General features: G+C 42.4%; 23 protein-coding genes, 1 riboswitch and 1 other annotated feature. All 23 genes read right to left on the bottom strand.

The window, feature by feature from the left end; translation table 11 throughout:
• Positions 1-5: 5 nt before the first annotated feature.
• Positions 6-959: an ABC transporter permease gene (locus O0550_RS03400; protein WP_258425626.1), complete on the bottom strand. Its 954-nt coding sequence runs from the start codon at positions 957-959 to the stop codon at positions 6-8.
• Between the two features lie 3 nt (positions 960-962).
• Positions 963-1,889, bottom strand: a complete 927-nt coding sequence (locus O0550_RS03395) for an ABC transporter permease (RefSeq protein WP_003342682.1) — start codon at positions 1,887-1,889, stop codon at positions 963-965.
• Between the two features lie 186 nt (positions 1,890-2,075).
• Positions 2,076-2,177, bottom strand: a riboswitch (SAM riboswitch).
• Positions 2,178-2,343: 166 nt separating this feature from the next.
• Complete coding sequence (locus O0550_RS03390; protein WP_003342679.1) at positions 2,344-3,834, bottom strand: MFS transporter; 1,491 nt, start codon at positions 3,832-3,834, stop codon at positions 2,344-2,346.
• Between the two features lie 43 nt (positions 3,835-3,877).
• Positions 3,878-4,999, bottom strand: a complete 1,122-nt coding sequence (locus tag O0550_RS03385) for a mandelate racemase/muconate lactonizing enzyme family protein (protein ID WP_096886011.1) — start codon at positions 4,997-4,999, stop codon at positions 3,878-3,880.
• A 15-nt stretch (positions 5,000-5,014) separates the two neighbouring features.
• Positions 5,015-5,794 carry a TraR/DksA C4-type zinc finger protein gene (locus O0550_RS03380; protein ID WP_258425625.1) on the bottom strand — a complete coding sequence of 260 codons (780 nt, stop codon included), beginning with the start codon at positions 5,792-5,794 and terminating at the stop codon, positions 5,015-5,017.
• 151 nt (positions 5,795-5,945) lie between these two features.
• Complete coding sequence (ileS, locus tag O0550_RS03375; RefSeq protein ID WP_258425737.1) at positions 5,946-8,726, bottom strand: isoleucine--tRNA ligase; 2,781 nt, start codon at positions 8,724-8,726, stop codon at positions 5,946-5,948.
• 117 nt (positions 8,727-8,843) lie between these two features.
• Positions 8,844-9,093 (bottom strand) — a binding site (T-box leader).
• A gap of 82 nt (positions 9,094-9,175) precedes the next feature.
• Complete coding sequence (locus tag O0550_RS03370) at positions 9,176-9,658, bottom strand: DivIVA domain-containing protein (protein ID WP_003336713.1); 483 nt, start codon at positions 9,656-9,658, stop codon at positions 9,176-9,178.
• A 104-nt stretch (positions 9,659-9,762) separates the two neighbouring features.
• Entirely contained in the window at positions 9,763-10,536 is a 774-nt protein-coding gene (locus O0550_RS03365) for a YlmH family RNA-binding protein (RefSeq protein WP_003336711.1), read from the bottom strand.
• A 16-nt stretch (positions 10,537-10,552) separates the two neighbouring features.
• The gene (locus O0550_RS03360; RefSeq protein ID WP_003342671.1) at positions 10,553-10,816 is read right to left on the bottom strand and encodes a YggT family protein; all 264 of its coding nucleotides are present in this window, start codon (positions 10,814-10,816) and stop codon (positions 10,553-10,555) included.
• A 25-nt stretch (positions 10,817-10,841) separates the two neighbouring features.
• Positions 10,842-11,270 (bottom strand): cell division protein SepF, encoded by a 429-nt coding sequence (locus O0550_RS03355; protein WP_003342669.1) that lies wholly within the window; start codon positions 11,268-11,270, stop codon positions 10,842-10,844.
• Between the two features lie 39 nt (positions 11,271-11,309).
• Positions 11,310-12,014 (bottom strand): YggS family pyridoxal phosphate-dependent enzyme, encoded by a 705-nt coding sequence (locus O0550_RS03350; RefSeq protein WP_003342666.1) that lies wholly within the window; start codon positions 12,012-12,014, stop codon positions 11,310-11,312.
• On the bottom strand, positions 12,011-12,841 hold the full coding sequence (gene pgeF / locus O0550_RS03345) for a peptidoglycan editing factor PgeF (protein ID WP_258425624.1): 831 nt from the start codon (positions 12,839-12,841) through the stop codon (positions 12,011-12,013). Before pgeF ends, O0550_RS03350 begins: the two co-directional genes overlap by 4 nt.
• Before the next feature lie 113 nt (positions 12,842-12,954).
• On the bottom strand, positions 12,955-13,233 hold the full coding sequence (locus O0550_RS03340) for a YlmC/YmxH family sporulation protein (RefSeq protein WP_003336706.1): 279 nt from the start codon (positions 13,231-13,233) through the stop codon (positions 12,955-12,957).
• Positions 13,234-13,439: 206 nt separating this feature from the next.
• The gene (gene sigG / locus O0550_RS03335) at positions 13,440-14,219 is read right to left on the bottom strand and encodes an RNA polymerase sporulation sigma factor SigG (RefSeq protein WP_003336705.1); all 780 of its coding nucleotides are present in this window, start codon (positions 14,217-14,219) and stop codon (positions 13,440-13,442) included.
• A gap of 192 nt (positions 14,220-14,411) precedes the next feature.
• Positions 14,412-15,134: an RNA polymerase sporulation sigma factor SigE gene (gene sigE / locus O0550_RS03330; RefSeq protein ID WP_003336703.1), complete on the bottom strand. Its 723-nt coding sequence runs from the start codon at positions 15,132-15,134 to the stop codon at positions 14,412-14,414.
• Between the two features lies 1 nt (position 15,135).
• Positions 15,136-16,152, bottom strand: coding sequence for a sigma-E processing peptidase SpoIIGA (gene spoIIGA, locus O0550_RS03325; protein WP_003336702.1), 1,017 nt, complete (start codon positions 16,150-16,152; stop codon positions 15,136-15,138).
• Positions 16,153-16,764: 612 nt separating this feature from the next.
• Entirely contained in the window at positions 16,765-17,913 is a 1,149-nt protein-coding gene (gene ftsZ / locus O0550_RS03320; RefSeq protein WP_003336701.1) for a cell division protein FtsZ, read from the bottom strand.
• 117 nt (positions 17,914-18,030) lie between these two features.
• Positions 18,031-19,290 (bottom strand): cell division protein FtsA, encoded by a 1,260-nt coding sequence (ftsA, locus tag O0550_RS03315; RefSeq protein WP_003336700.1) that lies wholly within the window; start codon positions 19,288-19,290, stop codon positions 18,031-18,033.
• A 169-nt stretch (positions 19,291-19,459) separates the two neighbouring features.
• Positions 19,460-19,810, bottom strand: a complete 351-nt coding sequence (locus O0550_RS03310; RefSeq protein WP_003336699.1) for a small basic family protein — start codon at positions 19,808-19,810, stop codon at positions 19,460-19,462.
• Positions 19,811-19,812: 2 nt separating this feature from the next.
• On the bottom strand, positions 19,813-20,553 hold the full coding sequence (locus tag O0550_RS03305) for a DUF881 domain-containing protein (RefSeq protein WP_003336698.1): 741 nt from the start codon (positions 20,551-20,553) through the stop codon (positions 19,813-19,815).
• Positions 20,554-20,564: 11 nt separating this feature from the next.
• Positions 20,565-21,278 (bottom strand): DUF881 domain-containing protein, encoded by a 714-nt coding sequence (locus O0550_RS03300; RefSeq protein ID WP_003336697.1) that lies wholly within the window; start codon positions 21,276-21,278, stop codon positions 20,565-20,567.
• Between the two features lie 82 nt (positions 21,279-21,360).
• The gene (locus O0550_RS03295) at positions 21,361-22,518 is read right to left on the bottom strand and encodes a cell division protein FtsQ/DivIB (RefSeq protein WP_258425623.1); all 1,158 of its coding nucleotides are present in this window, start codon (positions 22,516-22,518) and stop codon (positions 21,361-21,363) included.
• A 91-nt stretch (positions 22,519-22,609) separates the two neighbouring features.
• Positions 22,610-23,866: a UDP-N-acetylglucosamine 1-carboxyvinyltransferase gene (murA, locus tag O0550_RS03290; RefSeq protein WP_003336695.1), complete on the bottom strand. Its 1,257-nt coding sequence runs from the start codon at positions 23,864-23,866 to the stop codon at positions 22,610-22,612.
• Positions 23,867-23,871 lie beyond the last annotated feature (5 nt).

The following is a 23,871-nucleotide window of genomic DNA, read 5'->3' as shown; positions in this document are numbered from 1 at the left end:
CCCTTCTACTTTTTATTTTTAGGATCAAGTGCATCCTGTAAGCCATCTCCGAAAGCATTAAAGGCAAACATCGTTAGTGAAATAGATAAGCCCGGGAAAAACAGTCTCCACCACTGGCCATTTAAAATCACGCCTATACCATCATTAGCCATCGTTCCCCAGCTAGCACTCGGTGCTTGTACCCCTAAACCTAGAAAGCTTAAAAAGGATTCAGCAAAGATCGCCTGAGGTATCGTAAAAGTCAGATTCACGATGATAATTCCTAAGGCATTTGGCAACAGATGCTTCCAAATAATTTTGGCGTGTGAGGTTCCTAGCTTTTCGGCCGCTAGTACAAACTCTTGTTGTTTTAACTGCAAGACCTGACCACGTACCAAACGAGCCATGCCAACCCAGCCTGTAACAGAAAGGGCGATAATGATAGTGGACAGTCCAGGCTCTAGCACCACCATCAATAAAATCACAACCAGTAAATAAGGAATGCCATATAAAACCTCGACAATACGCATCAGGATGCTGTCAATACGATCCCCTACCCTACCGCGTCCTGCCATATAACCCGAGACTCCACCGACAGCTACGCCAATCAATAAGTCGATGGTTGCTGCAATACAGCCGATAAAAAGAGAAATCTGTCCACCTGCCCAGGTTCGCGCCCACATATCTCGTCCTAAATCATCTGTCCCAAACCAATGAGTACTGGAAGGCTTGAGATTTCCAAGCATCAAATCTTGTTTTTCTGGACTGAAGGCTACTAGATGTGGACCGATCAGCGAAAGCATGACCACAAGGATTAATAAACTGAAACCAAGCATCGCCAGCTTGTTTTGTATGATTTTTCGCAGTATTTCTTTGCCATAGCTTAGGCTAGGACGATCTATCTGATGCTTCTCAAAAACTCGTTTATCCACAGGTCGAAAAAGATGATCTTGTTCAGAATGCAGTGAAGATTGCGCCATCTGTTAGTCCCCCTTGCTCGTTAGCTTAATTCTTGGGTCCACCAGTCGGTATGATACATCGATCAAAAACAACGACAAGATCAGGACCGTGCTATAAAAAACCGTTGTTCCCATCACAACTGGATAATCACGATTAAAGATGCCATCTACGAAATACTTGCCAATGCCTGGAATGGCAAAGATTTTTTCAACTACAAACGTGCCCGTAATCAGCGCTGCAAACAACGGACCGATAAAGGTTAACACTGGTATCAAGGCGTTACGAATGCCATGCTTTACCACGATTGCAAATGTAGGTAAGCCTTTTGCCTCTGCCGTCTTCATGTAATTCTGACTAAAAACCTCAAGCATGCTAGCCCGAACAAAGCGGGCGATAATAGCCATAGGACCGACCGCTAATGTAACAGACGGCAGGATTGAATGTTTCCATGATCCCCAGGAGGCAGCCGGCAAAAGCTTCCACTCAACCGCAACTAATTTGATTAGCAGTGGAGCCAGAATGAAGCTTGGGACAGAAATCCCTATGATCGCAATAAACATCGAAACGTAATCCAACCATTTATGATGATAAAGGGCTGCGATAATTCCTAAGGAAATACCAAGAAATAAAGCTAAACATAGCGCTTGTAGACCTAGTGTTGCCGATACAGGAAATCCAGAAGCAATCAATGTATTTACATCACGTGATTTTGATTGTATGGAAGGTCCTAAATCCAACTGGGCCAAATCCTTTAGATATAACAAATATTGTTGTGCCATTGGTTTATCCAGATTATATTTTTCCCGCATATTTTGGACGACATCAGCCGGCAGCATTTGCGAATCAGTAGCAAATGGATCACCCGGTATAAGATGCATAATGACAAAGGTTAGTGTCACAATAATCCATAATGTTATGAGCATGGTACATATTCTTTTTAACAGATACATACGTAAGTTCCCCCACTTTTCTCTAATACCTTATTTTTATATCGGAATACTTGGTTATATGCTTGCAAGGATACATTTTTTCCTCTTTGACCGCCCTTTGTGATTCATTTGTCTGTGAAAAAAAACCTATGCAAAAAAGCCCTTCTCTCTAAGAAGAAGGGCTTCATGTCTATGTATCTGCCATTCTTCTTATCTCTCAGAAATACTTCTGCTGGATTTAGCACCTTTTGAATGAATCAAGGTTGCCGGGTTTCATAGGGCCAGTCCCTCCACCGCTCTTGATAAGAAGTTGTTATAAAATTATCGGATTCAATTTATACATTATCATATCATCGTTACTTGAAATGTCAATAGAACCACCCTTGTTTTTACTTTTGTTTATTTTTGTTAGCAGTCATTTTTTTATAGAAATAGTAGAATACAAAAAAACCTCCAAAACCTGGAGGCTAAGCATCTATTTCGTTTTGTCTTTTTCTTTTTTGGTAAGTAGCTTTTCAAACAAATCTCCTAGGTCGAAACCCAGTTCCTTTTTCAATTGCTCCTGTTTTTGCTGATCTTTTGTTTCCTCTCGCATTTCTAATAACAAAGTCATCTCATCCAAAGCCTTCTGATCCAAAAGATTCTTTTCCTTGGTAGAGGAATCGGCTTCACTTTTAGTACCGGCTGATCTTGACGAATCCATTGAATTCCCGTCTGCTGAAGATTCCTTTTTAACAGTTCCCTCCTGCGAAGCTCCTTGAGAATTGCTGCCCTTTTGCGGCGTTATAGTAAAAAATGCAATTATAGCAAATAGTAACGTGACAGAAGCAATCGAATAAAACATAACTTTCGTCGAAAATCCCAATAACCACGTAAAAATCGGAGGCCCCAACGCTACTCCTATAAACCGGACACCATTATACAAAGACGTAATCATACCACGCTCTGTCTTTGTAACCGCTCCAATGATCATAGAATTGAGGCAGGGCAGAATCATGCCGGTTCCTACGCTACCAAATACAAGAATTCCTATTAAGAAGTACACGTTAGAAACAAAGCTTGCCCCAGCATAAGAAATGGTAAGTAAGAGCATCCCTGCAATAATAAAGTAGCGCATTACCGTTAGTCTCTTTTTAATAATAGCCCCTGTTATAAATGCCATAATGCTCAGAGCCAGCAGGGGAATAGCTAAAAAGGCACCTTTTAGAATACCATCAATCTGATAGGTCTCCTCCAATAAATCCGATAGATAAAAAAGGACACCAAATAGCGTAGACAAGCATATGCTACCAATAAAAAAGGCTGGAATGAGCCATTTTCCATTTTGTTTAAATATCTGGCCAATCGAGCCAAGGTACTCTTTAACTGATTTGGGTTGCTTGTTTTGCTTCTTTTCCTTTACCAATAGCAAAAAAATAGTTAGAACTACTGCACATATGACCGGAAAAGCCAAAAAGACTGCGTACCATGTCCATAAGGCGAACAGAGCCCCTAAAATCGGGCTTAACACTTTACCCAACCCGTTAGAGGTTTCCAATAGTCCAAGCGCTTTACTTTCGGAGGCACCATCAAATAAGTCTCCTACTAAAGCCATAGCTATGGGTGATGTTCCCGCTGCACCTATTCCCTGTAACACCCTTCCACAAATAATTAACCAATAGGGATTGGTTAACCATAGGGACGCTAAGCCTGCAAGCAATCCGCCTGCGCCATATAACGTTAAAGCGATCGTTATGACCACTTTGCGATTAAATCGGTCAGATAGATAGCCAGCCAATGGAATAATGATTCCGGCCGCAATAGAAAAAGCAGTAATTAAAAAACTGGTTTGAAAAGAAGTTAGGTGCAATTCCGATTTCATTGTTGGCAATATGGGAATTAACATTGAATTTCCAAGTACCATAACTAATGGAACACCTGTTAATCCTATGAGGTTTTTCTTGTTATTTTGTGCTTGAGCCATCATACGTCCTCTTTTCTTAAACGATCAACGTAATCATGAAATGTACTTAGGCCTGATATATACTACCATCCCAGCTATAGTGTGCTAGGATGTCGGTATCGATCTCTATACCAAGTCCCACTCCTTTTGGCAGCGTAACCATCCCTTGGTGCGGAGAGAGAGGAATTAGTTTGGCAAAGGGATTTTCCATTATATCCCATTCAACTGGTTCGATTTCATCTCCTGTCATCTTGCTCCATGCAGGCAGACAGGCTTGGGCAAACAATGCATACAGCCTTGTTAAAGCACCATCAAATACATGCGGGGACACACGATAGCCAAAACTACGCACAGTTGATAGCGTATGTCGATACCCATCGATTCCGTCCTCATGCATCGGGTCAGGCTGAGCAATATCAATCGCTCCAAGCTGGCATAGATTGTGAAAATCCCTTACATGCAAGAGATTTTCTCCACCTGCTAATGGAATGGAAAGCTTAGATCGCAATAAAACATAATCATGCAAGCGATCCATCGGCATGGGCTCCTCTAGCCACAACAGATTCCTCCATTCTGAAAAAAGCTGCTGCCATGCTCCCACACTAGCCACATCATAGCTCTGATTTGCATCCAAGGCAAAAGACATTTGAGAATCAAGCTTAGCCATTAAGAGCTTCACGTGAGCTTGGTCCTCTTTTATTGTCCTCCCGCCAATTTTAATTTTGGCCATTCGAAAACCATCAAGTAAAGCCTGTTCTACTTGTTTACAAGATTGCTGCTCCCAGTAAGGTGTATCCCGATACGATTGCAATGAAGCATAGACAGGTATGGTGTCCCGCCACATTCCTCCGTATAAATCGCATATGGGGAGCCCCCCACTTTTACTCAAAATTTCCATTAAGGCCATGCTAACGGCAGTAGCGGCTCGTTGATGCCACTTTTTCACAACAGTGACCAGCTTGTTTCTCTTTGTTGCCTGCTTGCCAATTAAATAGGGAATAATTCGTTTGCGAAAGCCTACCTCCAGCGTGGGTAACCAATCAATACATTCCCCCCACCCTTCCAGTCCCGAGCATGTCACGATTTTAATCATGTAACAGGAACGATACTTTTTGTAGCCATTTGCATCCCCATAAGGCTCACGTAACCGGTGAAGGCAAGGGTATGTCTCGATCCGTTCGATAATCAACTAAATACCTCCATCTTACAGGTTGCTAAGATCATCAATATCCTCATCGGCTTCCTGCTTAGCTAAATCATCTAAATACTGGTCATACGATATGAATAACCCTTTTCCCTCGTTTTGATCCATGTATCGATCATACGTATGGCTCCGCATAAAATGAACACTGTCTGGCCCATGATAGCCATACATATCGGTGTAACCAATCTGCTCCACGGCTTCTACATAACCATCAGCTTCATCTGCCTCAATATACATATGGTTATAATCTGTTTTATCCGTGTCTTGGAAAGAAAAGGGCGTACTGGAGGTTCCCCATGATTCAACAATTTGCCATGCATCTTCGCCATCGAAGGAATTTGCTTCTTTTTCATCCAGCGAAGTTCGTCCAAAGGCTGGTTTCATAAACTGCTCCTCAACGGGACGCTGATTGTTAACAGCTGGAGACGGAGCATGTTCTTTGCATGTTAGTGCTTGCGGCAGGGCGTCTAATCTTTCGGCTGGAATTTCTTTTCCGCAGACAGTACAAATGCCATATGTTCCTGCATCCATACGCTCTAATGCTTGATCTATCTCGCCTAATGTTTCCCGATCCAACTGGTACAAGGCAATATCCTTTTCCCGCTCAAACAATTCAGAAGCAATATCTGCAGGATGATTATCATAAGTGGAAAGCTCGGAGGTAGTTTCACCCATAGTGCTTTTCATACCATAGTGATCGTTCTCCTCTAAACGTTTTGTTATGCTCTCCCTCTCATCCAGGAGTCTCTGCTTAACATGAGCCAGCGTCTGTTTATCCATCTGGACACCATCCTTACTTAAAAGTGTAGAGCTCTCGTTTTGGTAGTATGCCCCACAAAAAAACGTTCTTACTAGGGAATTTTTTTCCCTAATAAGAACGTTCTTTGTAAAACCAATGTAATTCGCTTGGAAACGATGTGACCAAGTAAATTTACTCCGTCACATGTGAAAAGTGTTCGTCAACAATCGTAGCACAACGCTCGCATGTAGTTGGGTGCGATTCCACTGTGCCTACATCTTCTTTTACGACACGGCAGCGTTCGCATTTTCCACCTTCAGCTGCAAGGACAACTACGGAAATGCCTTCAAGCTTAACAGCCTCCGCAGGTGCCTCCGTGCCAGCCTCATGCATTTCAATATCAGCTACAATAAACAGATCTGCTAAATATTCCATATCCATCAGCACTTGATATACTTCCTGTGTGTGTGGATAAAGAACTAATCTAGCATCGACGGAATTACCAAATACTTTGTTGCGGCGCGCTTCTTCCATTGCTTTTAGCACTTCATCGCGCACCTCTAAGAAGGACGTCCATCTTGCCTGCTCTTCTTCGCTGAATAAATGCTGTTCATTTACTTCCGGCATATCGGTAAGCTGTACACTCGCCTCTGTTACACCCGGAATAAATTGCCACACTTCATCTGCTGTATGCGGGATGATCGGTGATAACAATTTCACTAGGTCAAGCAAGATATCATACATAACCGTTTGTGCTGCACGACGCTCTTCGCTATCTGGCGCTTCAACATACAAACGATCCTTAGAGATATCCATATAGAAAGAAGAAAGCTCGATCGTGCAGAAGTTATGCACAGTTTGATATACAGTATGGAATTGATATTCATCGTATGCTTTGCGTGTACGTTTTACCATTTCTGCCGCTTTTGCCAGCATAAAGCGATCTAACTCAGGCAGGCGATCGTACTCTACTCGATCTTTCATTGGATCAAAGCCAGCTAGGTTACCAAGCAGGAAGCGGAACGTATTGCGGATTTTACGATAAACCTCTGCATTCTGAGCAAGAATCGCATCAGAGATACGGTGGTCTGATTGATAGTCCACTGAGGATACCCATAGGCGTAAAATATCAGCACCTAGCTTGTCTGTTACTTCTTTTGGAACAATCGTATTACCAAGTGATTTGGACATCTTGCGTCCTTCACCATCTAATGTGAAACCATGGCTTAGGATGCTTTTATATGGTGCCTTGCCATGAACAGCTACTGAAGTAGATAAAGAAGAGTTAAACCAGCCGCGATATTGGTCAGAACCCTCCAGATATAAATCAGCAGGCCAGCTTAAATTGTCGCGTTGACGCAATACTGCTTCATGGGAGGAACCTGAATCGAACCAAACATCCATGATGTCTGTTTCTTTACGGAATTCTTTGCAACCGCAATCGCAAGTTAATCCTGCTGGAATTAGATCAGCCGCTTCACGGGCAAACCACACGCCAGAACCTTCTTTAGCAAACAAGTTAGCGATATGATCAATAGTTTGTTCATTGATAATTGGTTCGTTGCATGCTTTACAATAGAAGATTGGAATTGGTACACCCCAAACACGCTGACGTGAAATGCACCAGTCATTGCGATCTGCCACCATATTAGCAAGACGTGTCTCGCCCCAATGCGGAGTCCATTTCACCTCTTTAATAGCTTCAAGCATTTGGCTACGGAAGCCTTCTACCGACGCAAACCACTGCTCTGTCGCACGGAAAATGATTGGTTTTTTCGTACGCCAGTCATGTGGATAGGAGTGAGTGATGAAGCTTAATTTTAACAAAGCTCCGTTTTCCTTCAGTTTTTCAGATACCACTTTATTAGCATCTTCATAGAACAAGCCTTCGAAGCCTGGTGCTTCCTGTGTCATCTTTCCTTCATGATCGACTGGGCATAGTACTTCGATATTATATTTCTTAGAAACGTTAAAATCGTCTTCCCCGTGTCCTGGTGCGGTATGAACACAACCTGTACCAGCGTCTAATGTAACGTGATCACCCAAAATGATTGGGGAAATACGGTCGTAGAATGGATGCTGTGTCTCAATTCCTTCTAAATCAGAGCCTTTAAAGGTTTGGACAGTCTCTACTTGCTCCCAGCCAATTTCTTTTGTTACGGATTCTACTAGACCAGAAGCTACTACATATTTATTTCCATCTGCAAGCACTACACTATATTCCAAATCGGGATTTAGTGAGATAGCCTTGTTAGCTGGGAGTGTCCAAGGAGTAGTTGTCCAGATGATGACACCCGTATCCTGATCTAATTTACCTTTTCCATCCTTCACCATGAAACGCACGTAGATCGAAGCAGAACGCTTATCATGGTATTCGATTTCTGCATCTGCTAATGCTGTTTCAGAGGATGGAGACCAGTATACGCAACGCAGACCTTTGTAGATATAGCCTTTTGTAGCCATGGCACCAAACACTCGAATTTGGGCTGCTTCATATTCAGGTAGTAATGTTACATAAGGGTTTTCCCAATCGCCACGAATACCTAAACGTTTAAATTGATCACGTTGTTTATTTACATAGCCCCAAGCGTATTCTTCACAACGTTTACGGAAGTCGTTTACTTCGATGTTGCGGCGATCTAATTTTTGTGCGTTTACAATCGCTTGTTCAATTGGCAAGCCATGCGTATCCCAACCTGGAATATATGGAGCATAAAAACCAGCCATGGATTTGTAGCGTACGATAATATCCTTTAATGTTTTATTTAAAGAATGACCAATATGGATATCTCCGTTCGCGTAAGGAGGGCCATCATGTAGAATAAAGCTTGGGCGATCCTTAGTACGCTCCAAAACTTGTTTATAGATGTCCATTTCTTCCCATCTTGCTTCTACTTCTGGCTCACGAACTGGCAAATTTCCACGCATCGGAAATTCGGTTTTTGGCAGGTTAAGCGTTTTTCCATAATCGATACTCATCTGTATTCACTCCTTGATTATAGTTACGATACCAGTTTTATTGCCGGGTGATTACAGGCTATTTAGCATATACAGCTATTTTTTTCCAACAAAAAAAGCCTTTCTAATCCCCGTAGGGACGAGAAAAGCTTCCCGTGGTACCACCCTAATAAACATGATATGGCAAGTTGCCCTGCTGTTTCATGTCCACTCATTTCATTCGTAACGTGAATGTAACGCTCACCTACTCACATCATGCTGGACGCTTTCAGGTATGAACTCCTGGGTGATTTTCGAGGAGCAGCTCCGTCCAAGCTTTCACCACCGCCTGGCTCTCTGTTACGGATGTTGGCACCTTTACTATCCCGATCATCGTTGTTTGATATATGGGTAAAAACTGAATAAAAACTTGCTATACATTATAATTCCATCTTTGACAGAACGTCAATGCTTTATTCCGTTAGTTATCCTTCATAGGAGGAATCCATTTTTTGCAAATCGTCCCAATCGCCATTTTCCAGCATTTCCAATTGTGCTTCAAGCAATGTGCGAAAACGCATGCGATAGACAGAAGCGCGTTTTTTCAGCTCTTCAATCTCAATTGCTACCTTGCGTGATTTAGCCAAGGCTTCATTGATAATTCGATCGGCATTTTTTTCAGCTTCTTTTAAGATAAGCTGTGCTTCCTTGCGAGCATTGTTTCTCACTTCTTCTGCTGTTTCTTGAGCAACTAGGATTGATTTGCTCAAATTCTCTTCTAAGTTCTTATAATGGTCCAAACGCTCTGTTAATAGAGACATACGCTCTTCGATTTCCCTTTTTTCCTTGATCATAAGCTCGAAGTCTTTTATGATTTGGTCCAAGAACTCATTGACTTCATCCACATTATAACCGCGGAAACCGGAACTAAATTCCTTGTTATGTATATCAAGAGGCGTTAATGGCATAGACAGTTCCTCACTTTCCCCGTTTTCTTATGTTGGCAAGTTACCCCATGTTTTCGACAGTTTCTATAAAAATTCCTGCCTTGGCTCGGGAAAAATGCGCGTAATCATGAAAAAATAAAAGCTGTCAGACGTAAACGACCACTCTTAGTTGGCCCGGTTACCTCTGTAATTTCAAATCGACCAAAGCCACCAAGCGAAATCATATCACCTTGAGCAATACTATGCGAGGGGTCTTCGACGATTTTATGATTGACTTTGCATTTTCCAGCACGAATGGGAAGCAACGCCTTCGCTCTCGAAAGCTTACATACCTCTCCAATGATAGCATCAAGTCTAGCGGACATTACGGTAAAGGTTTTGTTTGTTCCTTTTTTCTCAGGTACGGTAAGTTCAGCAAAAGATATCTCTTGCAAGCTAACAGGAATCCTATGGATAGAAGCAACCTGCATTCGCACAAAATCTGCTATTTCTTCGGCTACCACTGTTTGACATGAATGTTCGCTAACCAAGATATCACCGAACTTTTCACGTTTTATGCCTACATGCAGCAATGCCCCCATGACATCCCGATGCTCCCATGCAATAAAACGTTGGTTACCCTTAATTTCAAACAAGCGCAAGCCAAAATCGACATCCTCAGGTACGATATAGGAAGGATGCAACAGGGCACGTACCCTCTCTGCACCATCGTATCCCCCGGATGCCGATACTCTGACGTCCTGTACTTGTGAAGTAAGACTTTGTAGAATAAAAAGCTGGCGTGGATCAAGGAAATCCGTCAAGCGTATGATTTGCCGCTCATCCACTAGCCTTAGCATTTCCAGCGCCCGTTCTACGAATGGATATTCTTCTTTTTTAAAGTGATGGTAAATACTCATCTACAAATCGCTCTCTTTACAAGAACCTACTCAATAAAGAAAATAGGCCCTCTCTTGCAAAATACAATGCAATCATGGCAACCATTGGGGATAGGTCAATAAAGCCAAGCGGCGGAATGAAACGGCGGAAAATAGATAGATAAGGCTCTACCAATCTTTCCAGCAATTGACCAATAGACGTTTCCCTCATTTGTGGCACCCATGACATAAAGACATAGGCAATTACCATGTAAAAGTAGATTTGAAACGCAAAATTAATAATTGCAACCAATGTATACATCTGTTCACCTCAGTAACTTGATGTCTTACTCTTCTACTATTACGCTTGAAATGGTTCCCTGGATATCTACATGATCAGGCGTGCAAACAAAAATTTGTTCTCCTACCTTTTGGATATCCCCATTCAAGGCATAGACCGTGCCACTGAGGAAATCAATAATGCGTTTTGCCTGATCGTTCTCCACACGTTGTAAATTAACTACAACAGGTCTTCTATTTCGCAAGCTATCTGCGATATCCTGGGCATCGCTATAATGACGCGGTTCAAATAGCATGAGCCTAATACCTTCCCGGTCTCTGGCTGCATGCAGGCTCACCACATTGCTTCCCGCTGATGATTTCTGGCCATTTTTCTTAGGAGGAGCTTCTTGTTCACGCTCTTCTTCCACATATTCTTCTACGTACTCTTCATTTTCCAGACCAAAAAAATTCATAAGTTTATTCATGACACCCAAATTCCTTCCTCCTCTCCGGACAAAGCCGCGCTTATTCTGCTATTCCGGTTGCACGAGTACGGAGCCCAGCCGCACAAACGTGGCTCCTTCTTCAATTGCGATCTCAAAATCTCCTGACATGCCCATGGATAATTCTTGGACAGTCACTCGAGGTAAATTGCATTCTTTGAGTCGTTGTTGCCATTCGCGCAAGCCCCGAAACACGTACCGAATCTCTTCGGGGTCTTCTGTTTGCGGTGCCATGGTCATTAATCCATCAACGCTTATGTGTTCCATATTACTAATTTCTTTCACAAAAGCCAAGACATCATCTGGATGTAAACCAAATTTTGTTTCCTCTTGGGAAATATTTATTTGTAAAAAGCAAGAAACAACGATTCCTAGCTTACTAGCACGTTTTTCTATTTCTTGAGCCAACGATAATCTGTCTAGGGAATGTATGTAAGTAAAACGCCCCACTACATCTTTGACCTTGTTTGTTTGTAAATGACCGATATAGTGCCAAACCGCCTTGTCTTTATACGCTTCGTACTTTGGAAGGGCATCTTGAATCCGATTTTCCCCAATGTGGGTTAGCCCAGCGGCGATAATTTCCCCGATTGCGGGTGTATCTACATATTTCGTCACAGCTACGACTTTTACCTCTTCACGCTGACGATTTGACCGTTTACAAGCTGCCGATATTTTCTGTTCGATATCGACCAAACGCTGTTCAACTGTAGCTTTTGCTACCATTCTAGTCATGTTGTTTGCTCCTTCCATCCAATAAATGAAGCCATTCTACCTGTGTTCCCTCGATCCTTTCGATGCGAAAAAAACAAATCGTTGCGACAACTTGTGCAATAATGTGTCGTACTAATATGATCGGCAGGAACTCCCGCCTCTTCCACTATTACTTGATTTAACCGGCGTAAATCTAGCATGTAATGACTGGCTTTGTGACTAGGCTGTACAGCTTGCTCCCAGCTAGAAGCCGCTATACGAGCCTGCTGCATCACGCGCTCGTCCACTTCATAGCAGCAGGCCCCGATACTAGGTCCAATTGCTACATAGATATCCTCTGGGTTGGATTGATACTCCCGACGAAAAGCCTCTATCATTTCCCGTCCAATTGAGGAAACCGTACCCTTCCATCCTGCATGAGCCAGTCCTATCGCATTGCGGATTGGGTCAAGAAAAAAGAGAGGGACACAATCCGCATAAAAGGAGGTTAAGAAAACCCCTTGCTCAGTGGTATATAAGCCATCTGTATTTGTAATGACACTCTCTAAACTATCTCTGCCGGCTCCCATCTGGCCGGCAGAAATTTTGGTTACTTTATTACCGTGAATCTGATCAGCGCAGGTCCATGTTTCAAACGAAAATCCCTGCTGATCAGCTAGTTGTTGGCGATTTTTAATGACATGGTTAGGATCATCTCCCACATGTAATCCCATATTACACATTTGTGGACTATCCGTATTCTGTATCCCCCACCTTGTCGTAAATCCTGCTGTCAGTCCAGGATAAGCAGACTCCCATTTCTTTAGATGCAGAGTGTGAGTCGTATTGTTTAACTGAAATGGCTCCATGTATCTGCTCTCCTCTCATATTACCCTATCTAATATCTTACTGGTTTTGTATCGGTCAGGGCAAGTAAATCACTCTGATTTTTGCGATATCTGTTTTGCTTTTCGTCAATCTTTTAGGAAAGCTCCTCATCAGCATGCTTGGACTCCAGTTTAAGGGGTTCCTCTACTCGAACCAGTACAACATCCTTCCCAATCTTAACAATATTTCGCCAAGGAATAACATACTCATTTGAGCCTGAAAACAATCCGAAGAAACGGCCTTCACCCGGAACGACAATCGCCTCAACACGCCCTGCTTTTAAATCGATTTCTAAATCAGAAATTTGTCCTAACCGCTTCCCATCTATAATGTTAACGACTTCCTTGATTTGAAATTCTGAAATTTTCACCATAGGAATTCACCACTCTTTCTTTTCAACTACTCGCCTTCAACCCCTCGCTATTATGTATATGTGCCTTTCGTTTTAAAAAGTAGTTCCATTAAAAATAGCCCTGTTCAAGCAATATGTTATCACTTGAACAAGGCATGGGTATAAAGCCTGCTATAATTCTGCCAATGGGAACTGGCCTTTCGTTCATTCTTTGGGTGCTATATCAGCTAGGATTGAACATGCTTTTGCATATGGGAAATCGCCGCTTTTTCCAATCTTGAGACCTGTGCCTGCGATATCCCAATTTCCTCTGCTACTTCCATCTGGGTTTTTCCTTCATAGAAGCGCATGGACAAAATCATTTTCTCTCGATCCCCTAAACGTTGCATACCTTCCCGAAGAGCAATCTCTTCAACCCAGAAGATATCCTTGTTTTTTTCATCGCTGATCTGATCCATTACAAAGATAGGATCTCCTCCGTCCTGATAGATCGGTTCAAATAAAGAAACGGGGTCCTGAATGGCATCGAGAGCAAACACGACATCCTCTTTCGATACATTTAAGGCATTAGAAATTTCCACGATGGTGGGTTCGCGAGAGTGCTTATTCGTCAAACTGTCGCGTACTTGCAACGCTTTATAAGCAATATCTCGCAGGGAACGCGATACGCGAATTGGATTGTTATCGCGCAGGTATCGTCTGATTTCTCCTATAATCATTGGAACAGCATATGTCGAAAATTTAACGTTCTGCCCAAGATCAAAGTTGTCAATCGCCTTCATCAAACCGATACATCCCACCTGAAACAGATCGTCTACATATTCTCCCCGATTATTAAACCGTTGAATAACACTTAACACCAGACGTAGGTTCCCATTCACCAACTTTTCTCTGGCAGAGTGCTCACCGCTCTGTAATCGTTCAAAGAGCTCCCGCATTTCTTTGTTGTTTAGTACCGGAAGCTTTGAAGTGTCTACTCCACAAATCTCAACCTTGTTGCGCGACACACCATTCCCTCCTCAGAGAAAAAAAGTCCCTATCCGTATGTACTCCGCCTTATTGCCCTCTCACTTTTGCATGCAAGAAAAAGGAGCAAATGATCCCTTATTAAAAAACAGGGCGGCAGGGAAAATGGTTTTGTGAAAACCACTTTCTGGTATGGATAGGAACAGTATTTCCAGAGGTTCATAAATTATGCGTCACACCATTTTGTTAAATTCTTTTCGTAGTCGTTTGATTATTCGCTTTTCTAAACGCGAAATATACGATTGTGAGATACCTAAGAGATCAGCTACATCCTTTTGCGTCTTCTCCTCTTCTCCAGCTAATCCAAAACGTAATTCCATAATCACCCGCTCTCGGTCAGAGAGCTTGTCGAGCGCTTTATGCAATAATTTTCTGTCCACCTGATCCTCAATATTTTTGTAGATCGTATCATTTTCTGTGCCCAGAACGTCCGAGAGCAATAGCTCATTTCCATCCCAATCAATATTTAAAGGTTCATCAAATGATACTTCTGAACGTATCTTATTATTACGACGCAAATACATCAGAATCTCGTTTTCAATACACCGAGAAGCATAGGTAGCCAGTTTGATGTTTTTTTCAGGATCAAAAGTATTCACTGCTTTAATTAGACCAATCGTCCCAATACTAACCAAATCCTCAATGTTGATACCCGTATTTTCAAATTTTCGGGCAATATAAACAACTAGGCGTAGATTGCGTTCAATCAACATACTTCGAACGGCTCCATCACCGGATGGAAGGCGAGCGAGCAAGACTTCTTCTTCTTCGCGTGTTAGGGGCGGAGGAAGCGCTTCACTGCCACCTATGTAATAGATTTCTTCTGCTTTCACTCCAATTTTGAGCAAGATGCGATACCACATTAATTGGACATATAGACGAATTTTTACGTACATGCTAGCCCTCCTGTTCTAATGATGATGTATGAATTCCTTTTATCTTGTTAGCTGGTTGAACTGGTTCAATATCATGGGTGACTTCATTTATTTCTTGGCGTTGAATTAATGCGGGATGCACAATCGATTCATATCTGCCGTCTGCTGATAATGCAATGGGGTTTAATCCAATTAATACACGTTCTGAAGCGAGGCGCAGCCCATTGTGTATTACTGTCACCTGCTCCGGCCGAATGGCTACCATGAAATCCATTCCCCTAGACACACTCCGAAACGGTACGAGGCGTAGTTTCCCTTGCCACTGTAGCGGAAGTTCATCCAGTGTTTTCTCCAGTCTCGGAAGTTTATCCCCCTCCTCTCTTGCTACTTCTAAAATAGGTAATGGCAAAACTTGTTCAAATAATCGAGACTCCATAACCATGACTGGGATACGCGTTATGGGTTCATGTAATTGGTTGCCCGTATCAACCAATCCCCGGCATATAATTACTTGACTGGAGATTTTCACCTCTACCTCCACTAAAAATGCTTCTATTTTTCGTGGCTCCTGAATTGACTGATAGCTTTTCCTGCTTAGCAGAAATACCAGTACAATCCCTAGACACACGATCAGTAATGTTGGCTTAGTTCCTACTCCAAAACTATCGTTATGAGTCACCAGGATGCCTTGGATGATTTCATGTTGACTCGTAGTCAATAGAGTAAGGGCATATACGCCTCCTCCAAAAACAAAGGAAACAAAATAAAAAATAGCCAGATGATGTAGAAAGTGTGTAAGTCGCTTAAAACCAAATGCAATCCATAAAATAAATAGAGAGAAAAGTAGCTTTGTAAACCACGCATATATTCCTGAAAAAGCTGGAAAAAAGTAAAAGGCCACATAACAGCTTCCTACTGCTGATGCAAGCAACAATCTCCACCAAATAATCCGTTCTTTTCGAAAAAAAGCGGTAAACCATAATAATAAGGCATCAATTACAAAATTCAGGAGTAGAATGATATCCAGATAGACGACCATGTACTGTCTTCACCTCCGTCTGGCAAAAACAGTATATCTCAATGTATATGTAAAGTCTGTCAAAACTTGACCGTATTTTTTCCCTTTTTTTGTTGAAAAAACAAGGCGAGGTAATCCTGTTTTCCTTGACAATAGGCTGGGTTACCGATCAATAGAATTCTGACCTAAAAACAATCGCCCTTGCTTATAAAAAAGAAAGCCCTCAGCAGATTCTAGTAAACTCATTTCTTAAAGTAGAGTTGGAAAGGATGAAAAGGAAACAACTAATGATTTTTTGATAGGTTACCTAGGACCGGGTACACATCTTTTAGCTAGCACTTTCATCTGGAAGATTTCTCAACTAAAACATGAAAAAACCACTTATTTCCAACTCTTTTATGACCCATCTACATTTCGATGGAAATGAAAATGACAATTCAACTACATATGAAAGCTGCTCCCTTTTCTGAAGCAGCCTTCATTAACATTTTTCAAAAATAAAGTTTTTTAATTTAATATGCTATAAATAAAATAACAAAAAACCTTGCTCTCTTTACAGAAAACAAGGTTTTTCTATGTTTGTTAGTTGTAGATGAAGCTTTATTCTTCCTCTACACTATTTTATCCGATTGATTATTTCTTACGACGACGATTACGCAAGAATGCCGGGATGTCTAGATTATCCAAGTTGCTTAGATTAATAGACTTGTCTTCTTCCATTTCACGAGAACGTGAAGGAACGGATGGTTGTTGCGGTGCTGCGCTACGAGTAGCTTGTTGTTGTAGCTCAGCCTGCGGGCGGCGGGTTGCCGCTGCAACATGGCGTTGGTTATCAGCAAAACCAGTTGCGATTACTGTTACAAGGATTTCATTTTTTAGATCTTCGTTAATAACCGCACCGAAAATCATGTTTACTTCTGGGTCCGCTGCAGAGGAAACAATATCGGCTGCTTCATTTACCTCATACAAGCTCAAGCTAGTACCACCCGTAATGTTCATAAGTACACCACGAGCTCCATCAATAGATGTTTCTAGTAATGGACTGGAGATTGCTTTACGTGCGGCCTCTGCTGCACGATTTTCTCCACTAGCGACACCAATACCCATAAGAGCCGATCCACGCTCGGTCATGATGGTTTTGACATCAGCAAAGTCAAGGTTAATCAAACCAGGGGTTGCAATCAAATCAGAGATACCCTGTACACCTTGACTTAGTACATTATCAGCTGTTCGGAAAGCTTCTAGCATAGGCGTATTTTTATCAACGATTTCAAGTAGACGATCATTTGGAATAACAATGAGTGTATCTACTTTTTCTTTTAAAGCAGCAATACCCGCTTCAGCTTGCAAAGAGCGTTTGCGTCCTTCAAAGGAGAACGGTCTTGTTACTACCCCAACTGTTAAAGCACCTAATTCTTTAGCAATTTCAGCAATCACAGGGGCTGCACCAGTACCGGTACCTCCACCCATTCCTGCAGTAACAAATACCATATCAGACCCGCGCAGTGCATTCTCAACTAATTCGCGGCTTTCCTCTGCTGCCTTCTTACCTACATCAGGGTTCGCACCTGCACCAAGACCACGTGTCAGCTTCTCCCCGATTTGTAGCTTGATATCAGCGTTAGACAGGTGTAGCGCCTGGGCATCAGTATTCACCGTAATGAATTCAACACCTTTTACTCCGCCTGCAATCATTCGGTTTACAGCATTGCTGCCACCGCCGCCACAACCAATAACCTTGATTTGCGCTAATTGTTCCATATCCAAGTCAAATTCGAGCATCTTGAAAGTTCCTCCTCATTCATTCATACACGCTTTTCTCAATTTTGTTAAAAACCCGTTGTTGTAGGACGACGGGGCGAATTTTATTGAACTTCTTTATCTGTTCGGTTGGTTTGTTTAAATGAATTCGCTAAACCAATTCTTCATCTTTTCAATGAAATTCCCTTGAGAATCCCGTTTCGGTGCTGAAGGTGCCGGACGGCTTGCCGCTTTTGCAGGGGCAGGCTTCTTGGCCGTATAATTCGTCAGCATCGAGGCATATTGAATGAGGCCCACACCGATGGTATATCCCGGGTCACGCACACCAATATAATCCGGTATAGCAATGCGGACAGGTGCTGCCAGCTCTTCATTGGCAAGCTCCAACATCCCCGGCATGCAAACCGTTCCACCGGTTAAAACATATCCACCAGCGATTTCATCATGGAACCCAAGACGATACACTTCGTCTTCAATCAAATTGAAAATCTCTGCGGCACGTGGTTCGATAATATTGGCAAGATCGACTTGAGTGAATTGTTTTTCCACTTCGCTGCCGATACGCGTTACCTTGAATTTTTCTTCATCGGATGCTTCATCAATCAGAGCACATCCATGTTTTCGTTTCATTTTTTCTGCCACTTCTGTATGTGTGCGTAAACCGAGAGCAATATCATTGGTGATATGGTCTCCACCGATTGCGAGGGTGGAAGTAGCTACTAATTGACCCTGTTCAAAGATTGCGATGGTGGTCGAGCCCGCGCCAATATCAACTAGAACAACACCTAGATTCTTATCGTCCTTAGTCAATGCGACCGAGCTTGCAGCCAATGGTTGCAAAAAGATACCCGCAACTTGCAAATCAGCTCGTTGTGCACATCGTACAACATTGTGGATCACTGTTTTGGATCCGGTGACAATAGTCCCCTCCATCTCAAGACGAACACCGATCATTCCCCGAGGATCTTTTATCTTTCCTAACCCATCAACAACAAATTCCGTCGGTACGACATCGATAATTTCACGATCTGGCGGAAGTGCGACAACCTTTGCAGCTTGAACGACACGATCAATATCCTCTTCACGAATCTCGCGGTCTTCACTGGAAACGGCTACCACGCCCTGCGTTTCGAATAGCTCTATATGGGTGCCAGAGATTCCGACATAAACGTCTTCAATTGTTACCCCTACCATACGTTCAGCATGATCGACTGCTTCTCGGATTGCATGCACGGTTTGGTCGATATCTACAATAGTTCCTCTGCTAATGCCTTCTGAATGGGATTGGCCTACACCAATAATATTGATATTACCGTTATTTACTTCCCCAATCATAACGCGTACTTTAGAGGTACCAATATCGATGCTGACAATAAGATCATTTTGACTGTTTACCAAACCAGTGACACCTCCCCTAGTTCAACTTGTACTTTAAATAAGTGATGACATCTGCATATTTTATTCCACACAGGATACCCATTCCCTTTTTTTTCTTACAATCTTTTTTAAAAATCACAATGGTAATTGTAACCAAGTTATAATTTGGTTGAACCCGATGCTTATTTATTTACACATCACGCTTATTTAACCATTTCGCCAGCAGAATGCGACGAATGATAGCCAGATTATTAAATAAACGTACCCCAAATGCAACAATCGCTGCCATGTATAGATCAATACCAAGAAAAGCTCCTAAAAAAGCTAGTCCAGCGGCAAACAGCGTATTGAAAAAGAACCCAGATAAAAAGACCCGAACATTAAACACTCGCTCCAAATAAGACCGAATGCCACCAAAAATCGTATCCAAACCAGCTAACAATGCAATTGATACATAGCTGCTATATTCTTGAGGTACATTGATGTTTAGATAAAATCCCGCTATTACTCCTGCAATCAAACCTACAATCGGCAACCACATTATTATGAATCTCCTTTTGACTTCACCGGTTTCATGAACCGCATCTGCTTGTTCCCTGTGAACGGCGGGATAATTAGATGATCCTGTGCTTCCATTTTTACAATTTTATTCATCGATTGAAACGTGCTTTCAACACCTTCAAGCTTCATGCTGCTCAGTAAGGTTTCTGGATCTCCAAGTGCCTTAATTTCATAAGGCAAGCGGATCGTTTTTGTATCCACTTGGATTTCTTCGCTTACATTTCGGATTGAACTATTAGAAATAAGTCGATTATTATTAATAGCAATCACAGTAGCTCCATTTGCTAAAAGCTCATTGGTCAGCCAGCGTAAGTCAACATCAAGCATCAGGTTCGATGCTGATTCGTGTGGAGCGTCTCCTTCCCACTGATTGCCAGGTGGCAGCTCCATGTTTTCAATGCGAATGATAATACCTTTTCCTTCTACAACATCAAGACCTGCTAATTTTTTGGTTCGGTTTAATTCTTCTTTCATAACACCGATTGTCTCTACAGAACTTAGGGATGCTTCATATTGGGCTAAAAGTTCTCCCTGTTTAGATATATCGGCTAAAAGGTTCTTACTTTTTTCTTGTTCTTTCAGTAGAGCTTTACGAAGTTCAATCACACTTCTCGCATCCGCTTGTTTAGGATGTTTTGTGCTCTGAATTTGGGTTGCTAGCATAATTCCTATGATAGCACTAATAATGGTTAATATAAACGTAATTTTACGGTTTTCCAGCATGGTATCACCTGTTAGGAGGAAGAGCTTGTTCCCATTTTCACATCACCTACAAAAGCAGGTAGTTCAATGGAATCTTTCTTCGCTGTTTCAATTTTTATAAACCCTTCAAAAGAATCAATCACCCCGCCTGGTAAATGAAGCGCTCCTTCTAAAGTAACAGGGTCTCCCACTGCTTTAATCACAAAGGGCGCTGCTGATTTTACCCCATTTACAATCACAGTAGGTCCAACGCAACGAATCGAGGAGCTGGTGACCAGGCGTTGGTCATTCACACTGATCCCCTCTGCTCCAGCAACAAATAGCTCATTAACCACTCTCCAAATGTCTTGTTCATGTACGATATTTTGTACAACATTCGTGCTAATTGGACTAGGGTTATCTCGAAGGGTAACCATTACACCAGCTCCTGTCGCTGGTACCGTTCCGGCTAGCATACGCGCGCGGTCTAGTGCCGTTAAAAGAGCTGCCGCTTCTGATTGATGATTGGCCATTGCTGTCTCTACCTGAGATATTTTACGCTGCGTATCTGCATATTGCTGCTCAAGTGCCCGATTCTTTTCCCGTTCTGCAATAATGCGTTCATTCAACTTGGTTTCCTGTTGAAATTCTTTTTCTGTTTGCACCACTTTTTTATGTAGCTGGGTCAGCTCGATGGAGTTAGCCATCAGAAATCCGGTACTAAACATGACCAGCGTAAGATAAACATGAAATTTCCTAACTCGCATGCCTTTTGTCACCTTTCATTTTCCTTCTAGACACTTACTAGACACTTAGCTGGCTTTATTAGTTGCTTGAACTCCTCGATTTTTATTCAAAAGATGTGGTCGGTTGTTCTGTTGAATCGGTATTTTGGTTCCGATTAGCCGCGTTGGTACTTTGGCTATTGTTTTGGTTCTGGTTTGGGTTTGGGTTTTGGTTCTGGTTTTGATTCTCATTCTGGCTATTGCCTGTGCCCTGATTATTTAGGCCCGAGTTATTCGAGCTTCCTTCATTTTGGTTACCATTTCCATTATTCTGAATGTCATTTTGTCGATTGTTTGTATTTTGTCCATTCTGCTGGTTCCGATTATTTGGATCGTTGTTGTCCGTTGTTTGCGAAGATTGATCCTGCGTTCGATTTTGTGTATCTCCATTAGCAGACGTGTCTGTCCCTGACTCATTTATTAAGCTACCATCAGGATTTGTTAGCTGCTGTAATTGTTGTTGGTTCGTCACATGATGACTGTATTCCTCAAACCACGCCACATCTAAAAGGTTAACAATTCCTTTTTGCCCCTTGGGAATCTCCTGCACAATAGAGGGGTACCAGGGCAGTTTTTTCTTTAGCTGCGAGAGAGTGCTACGAATTTCATTTCCATCGCGCATATTTAGCACCACTTGCTGACTATCATATTTAGTAGGTATTAGCGATAGATCAGAGATTTGGTGGAGAACCCCGCCTTGTAATGAAATAAGAGCTTCGGCTAACTGCTTTAACATTTTTGGATCTTTACTAGACCAAGATTGAATGATAGGTCTGTCCATCATAAGCGTTTGGGTTGGGGGAGTTAAAATCGTCCCATCCTCTAATAAATAGCCCGGCTGCTTTTGTCCATTTACATACAAAGCTGTTCGGCGGTATTCTTGAATATTTAACCGAATAACACCGGGGAAATCACGGGAGATCGAGATATCTTTAATGCCCTTTAATGTGGAAATACCTGCTTCCACATCACTATCCCACACATTTAAAAACTGCATGCCGTTAGTAAGAGTAGACGCCTGAATAATCTGCTCCTTCGTGTATAAGATGTTACCATAAACTTGAATATCAGTTACCTTACTGTAAGGAGAGCGGAAGAATACTATACTTAAGACTAGTACGAAAAAGATAGCCAGGATCATAATTAAACGGCGGTTTCCTTTTTTCTTACGTGGTGTAGCATTTTTAACGAGCGGTATTCTGTCGTCTTTATACCTATTCAAATATTCTCCCCCCCTACAGTTCGCCATTCCCTATCCATTTACAGCGTGAAAAGCGGCATAACATCCATGCCGCTCCCCCACTTTTGTATGCTTATATGGTTATACGAGAGATAGAAGCACCCAACTGTTGCAGTTGTTTCTCGATACGTTCGTACCCTCGATCTATATGCTGCGTTTGTTCAACAATAGTAGTGCCTTGGGCAGCTAAACCAGCCAATACGAGTGCAGCTCCTGCACGCAGGTCTGTAGCTTCCACTGTAGCCCCATAAAATCTATCCACACCACGGATAAAAGCTGTTCCTAGGTCAACAAAGATGGAAGCACCCATTCTTTCTAATTCAGTCACATGCTTAAATCTGCCTTCGAACACTGTCTCCTTCATCAGACTGGTTCCATCTGCTAAAGACAGAAAAACCATCATCTGCGCTTGCAAATCAGTTGGAAAACCAGGATAGGGAGACGTCATAATGCGATTAATCGCCCGTGGACGAGAAGTGTTTTTTATCTCCATTATATCATGGTATGTTTTGATTTCAACACCGCTCCCACGTACCAATTCAACCAAAGCTGTCAAATGCTCTGGAATTGTATTACTCAGTTCTATATGCCCTTTTGACAATCCTAAAGCTAACAGATGCGTGCCCGTCACGATCCGGTCCGGAATAACACGATAACTGATGGCTCTCAGCCTTGGAACACCGTCAATCTCTATGGTATCCGTTCCTGCTCCGCGGACTTTTGCTCCCATTGAATTTAGGAAATTTTGCAGATCAATGATTTCGGGCTCGCGTGCGGCATTATAAATCCGGGTCGTACCTTTTGCCAAAACAGCAGCCATCATAATATTCTCCGTTGCACCTACACTTGGAAACGTTAAGAATATTTTAGTACCTTCGAGCGCTGGTGAACGGAAAGTAATATAGCCCTCAGCATCAGTGTATTGGGCACCTAAAGCAGCTAGCCCTGAGAGATGAAGGTCAATTCTTCTCTCCCCGATGGCACAGCCTCCTGGGCGTGAAATGGTTACCTCCCCTAGCCGGGCTAACAATGGCCCCATAAGAAAAATGGAAGAACGCATTTGTCCCATTAAATCTTCAGGCACTTGAGTCTGATTGACACCCGTCGTATCAACCGTGACCATATGATCCTCGTGGCTTACCTTCGCTCCAATTTCGCTCAAAATTTTGAGCATTACTTCTATGTCCTTCAAATGCGGTACATCGTAGATATGAAACTGCCCTTCAGCGAGTACAGTCGCAGCTAGAATTGGCAGAGCAGCATTTTTGGCTCCATGAATCCGTAGCGTTCCGGACAGAGGTTTTCCACCTTCGATAGCAAAAGCTTCCAAACTTT

It is taken from the genome of Brevibacillus halotolerans (genome assembly GCF_026891775.1).
GTDB lineage: Bacteria > Bacillota > Bacilli > Brevibacillales > Brevibacillaceae > Brevibacillus_B > Brevibacillus_B halotolerans.
The sequence above is the reverse complement of the archived record's forward strand: the minus strand, read 5'-3'. Positions and strand labels throughout refer to the sequence as shown.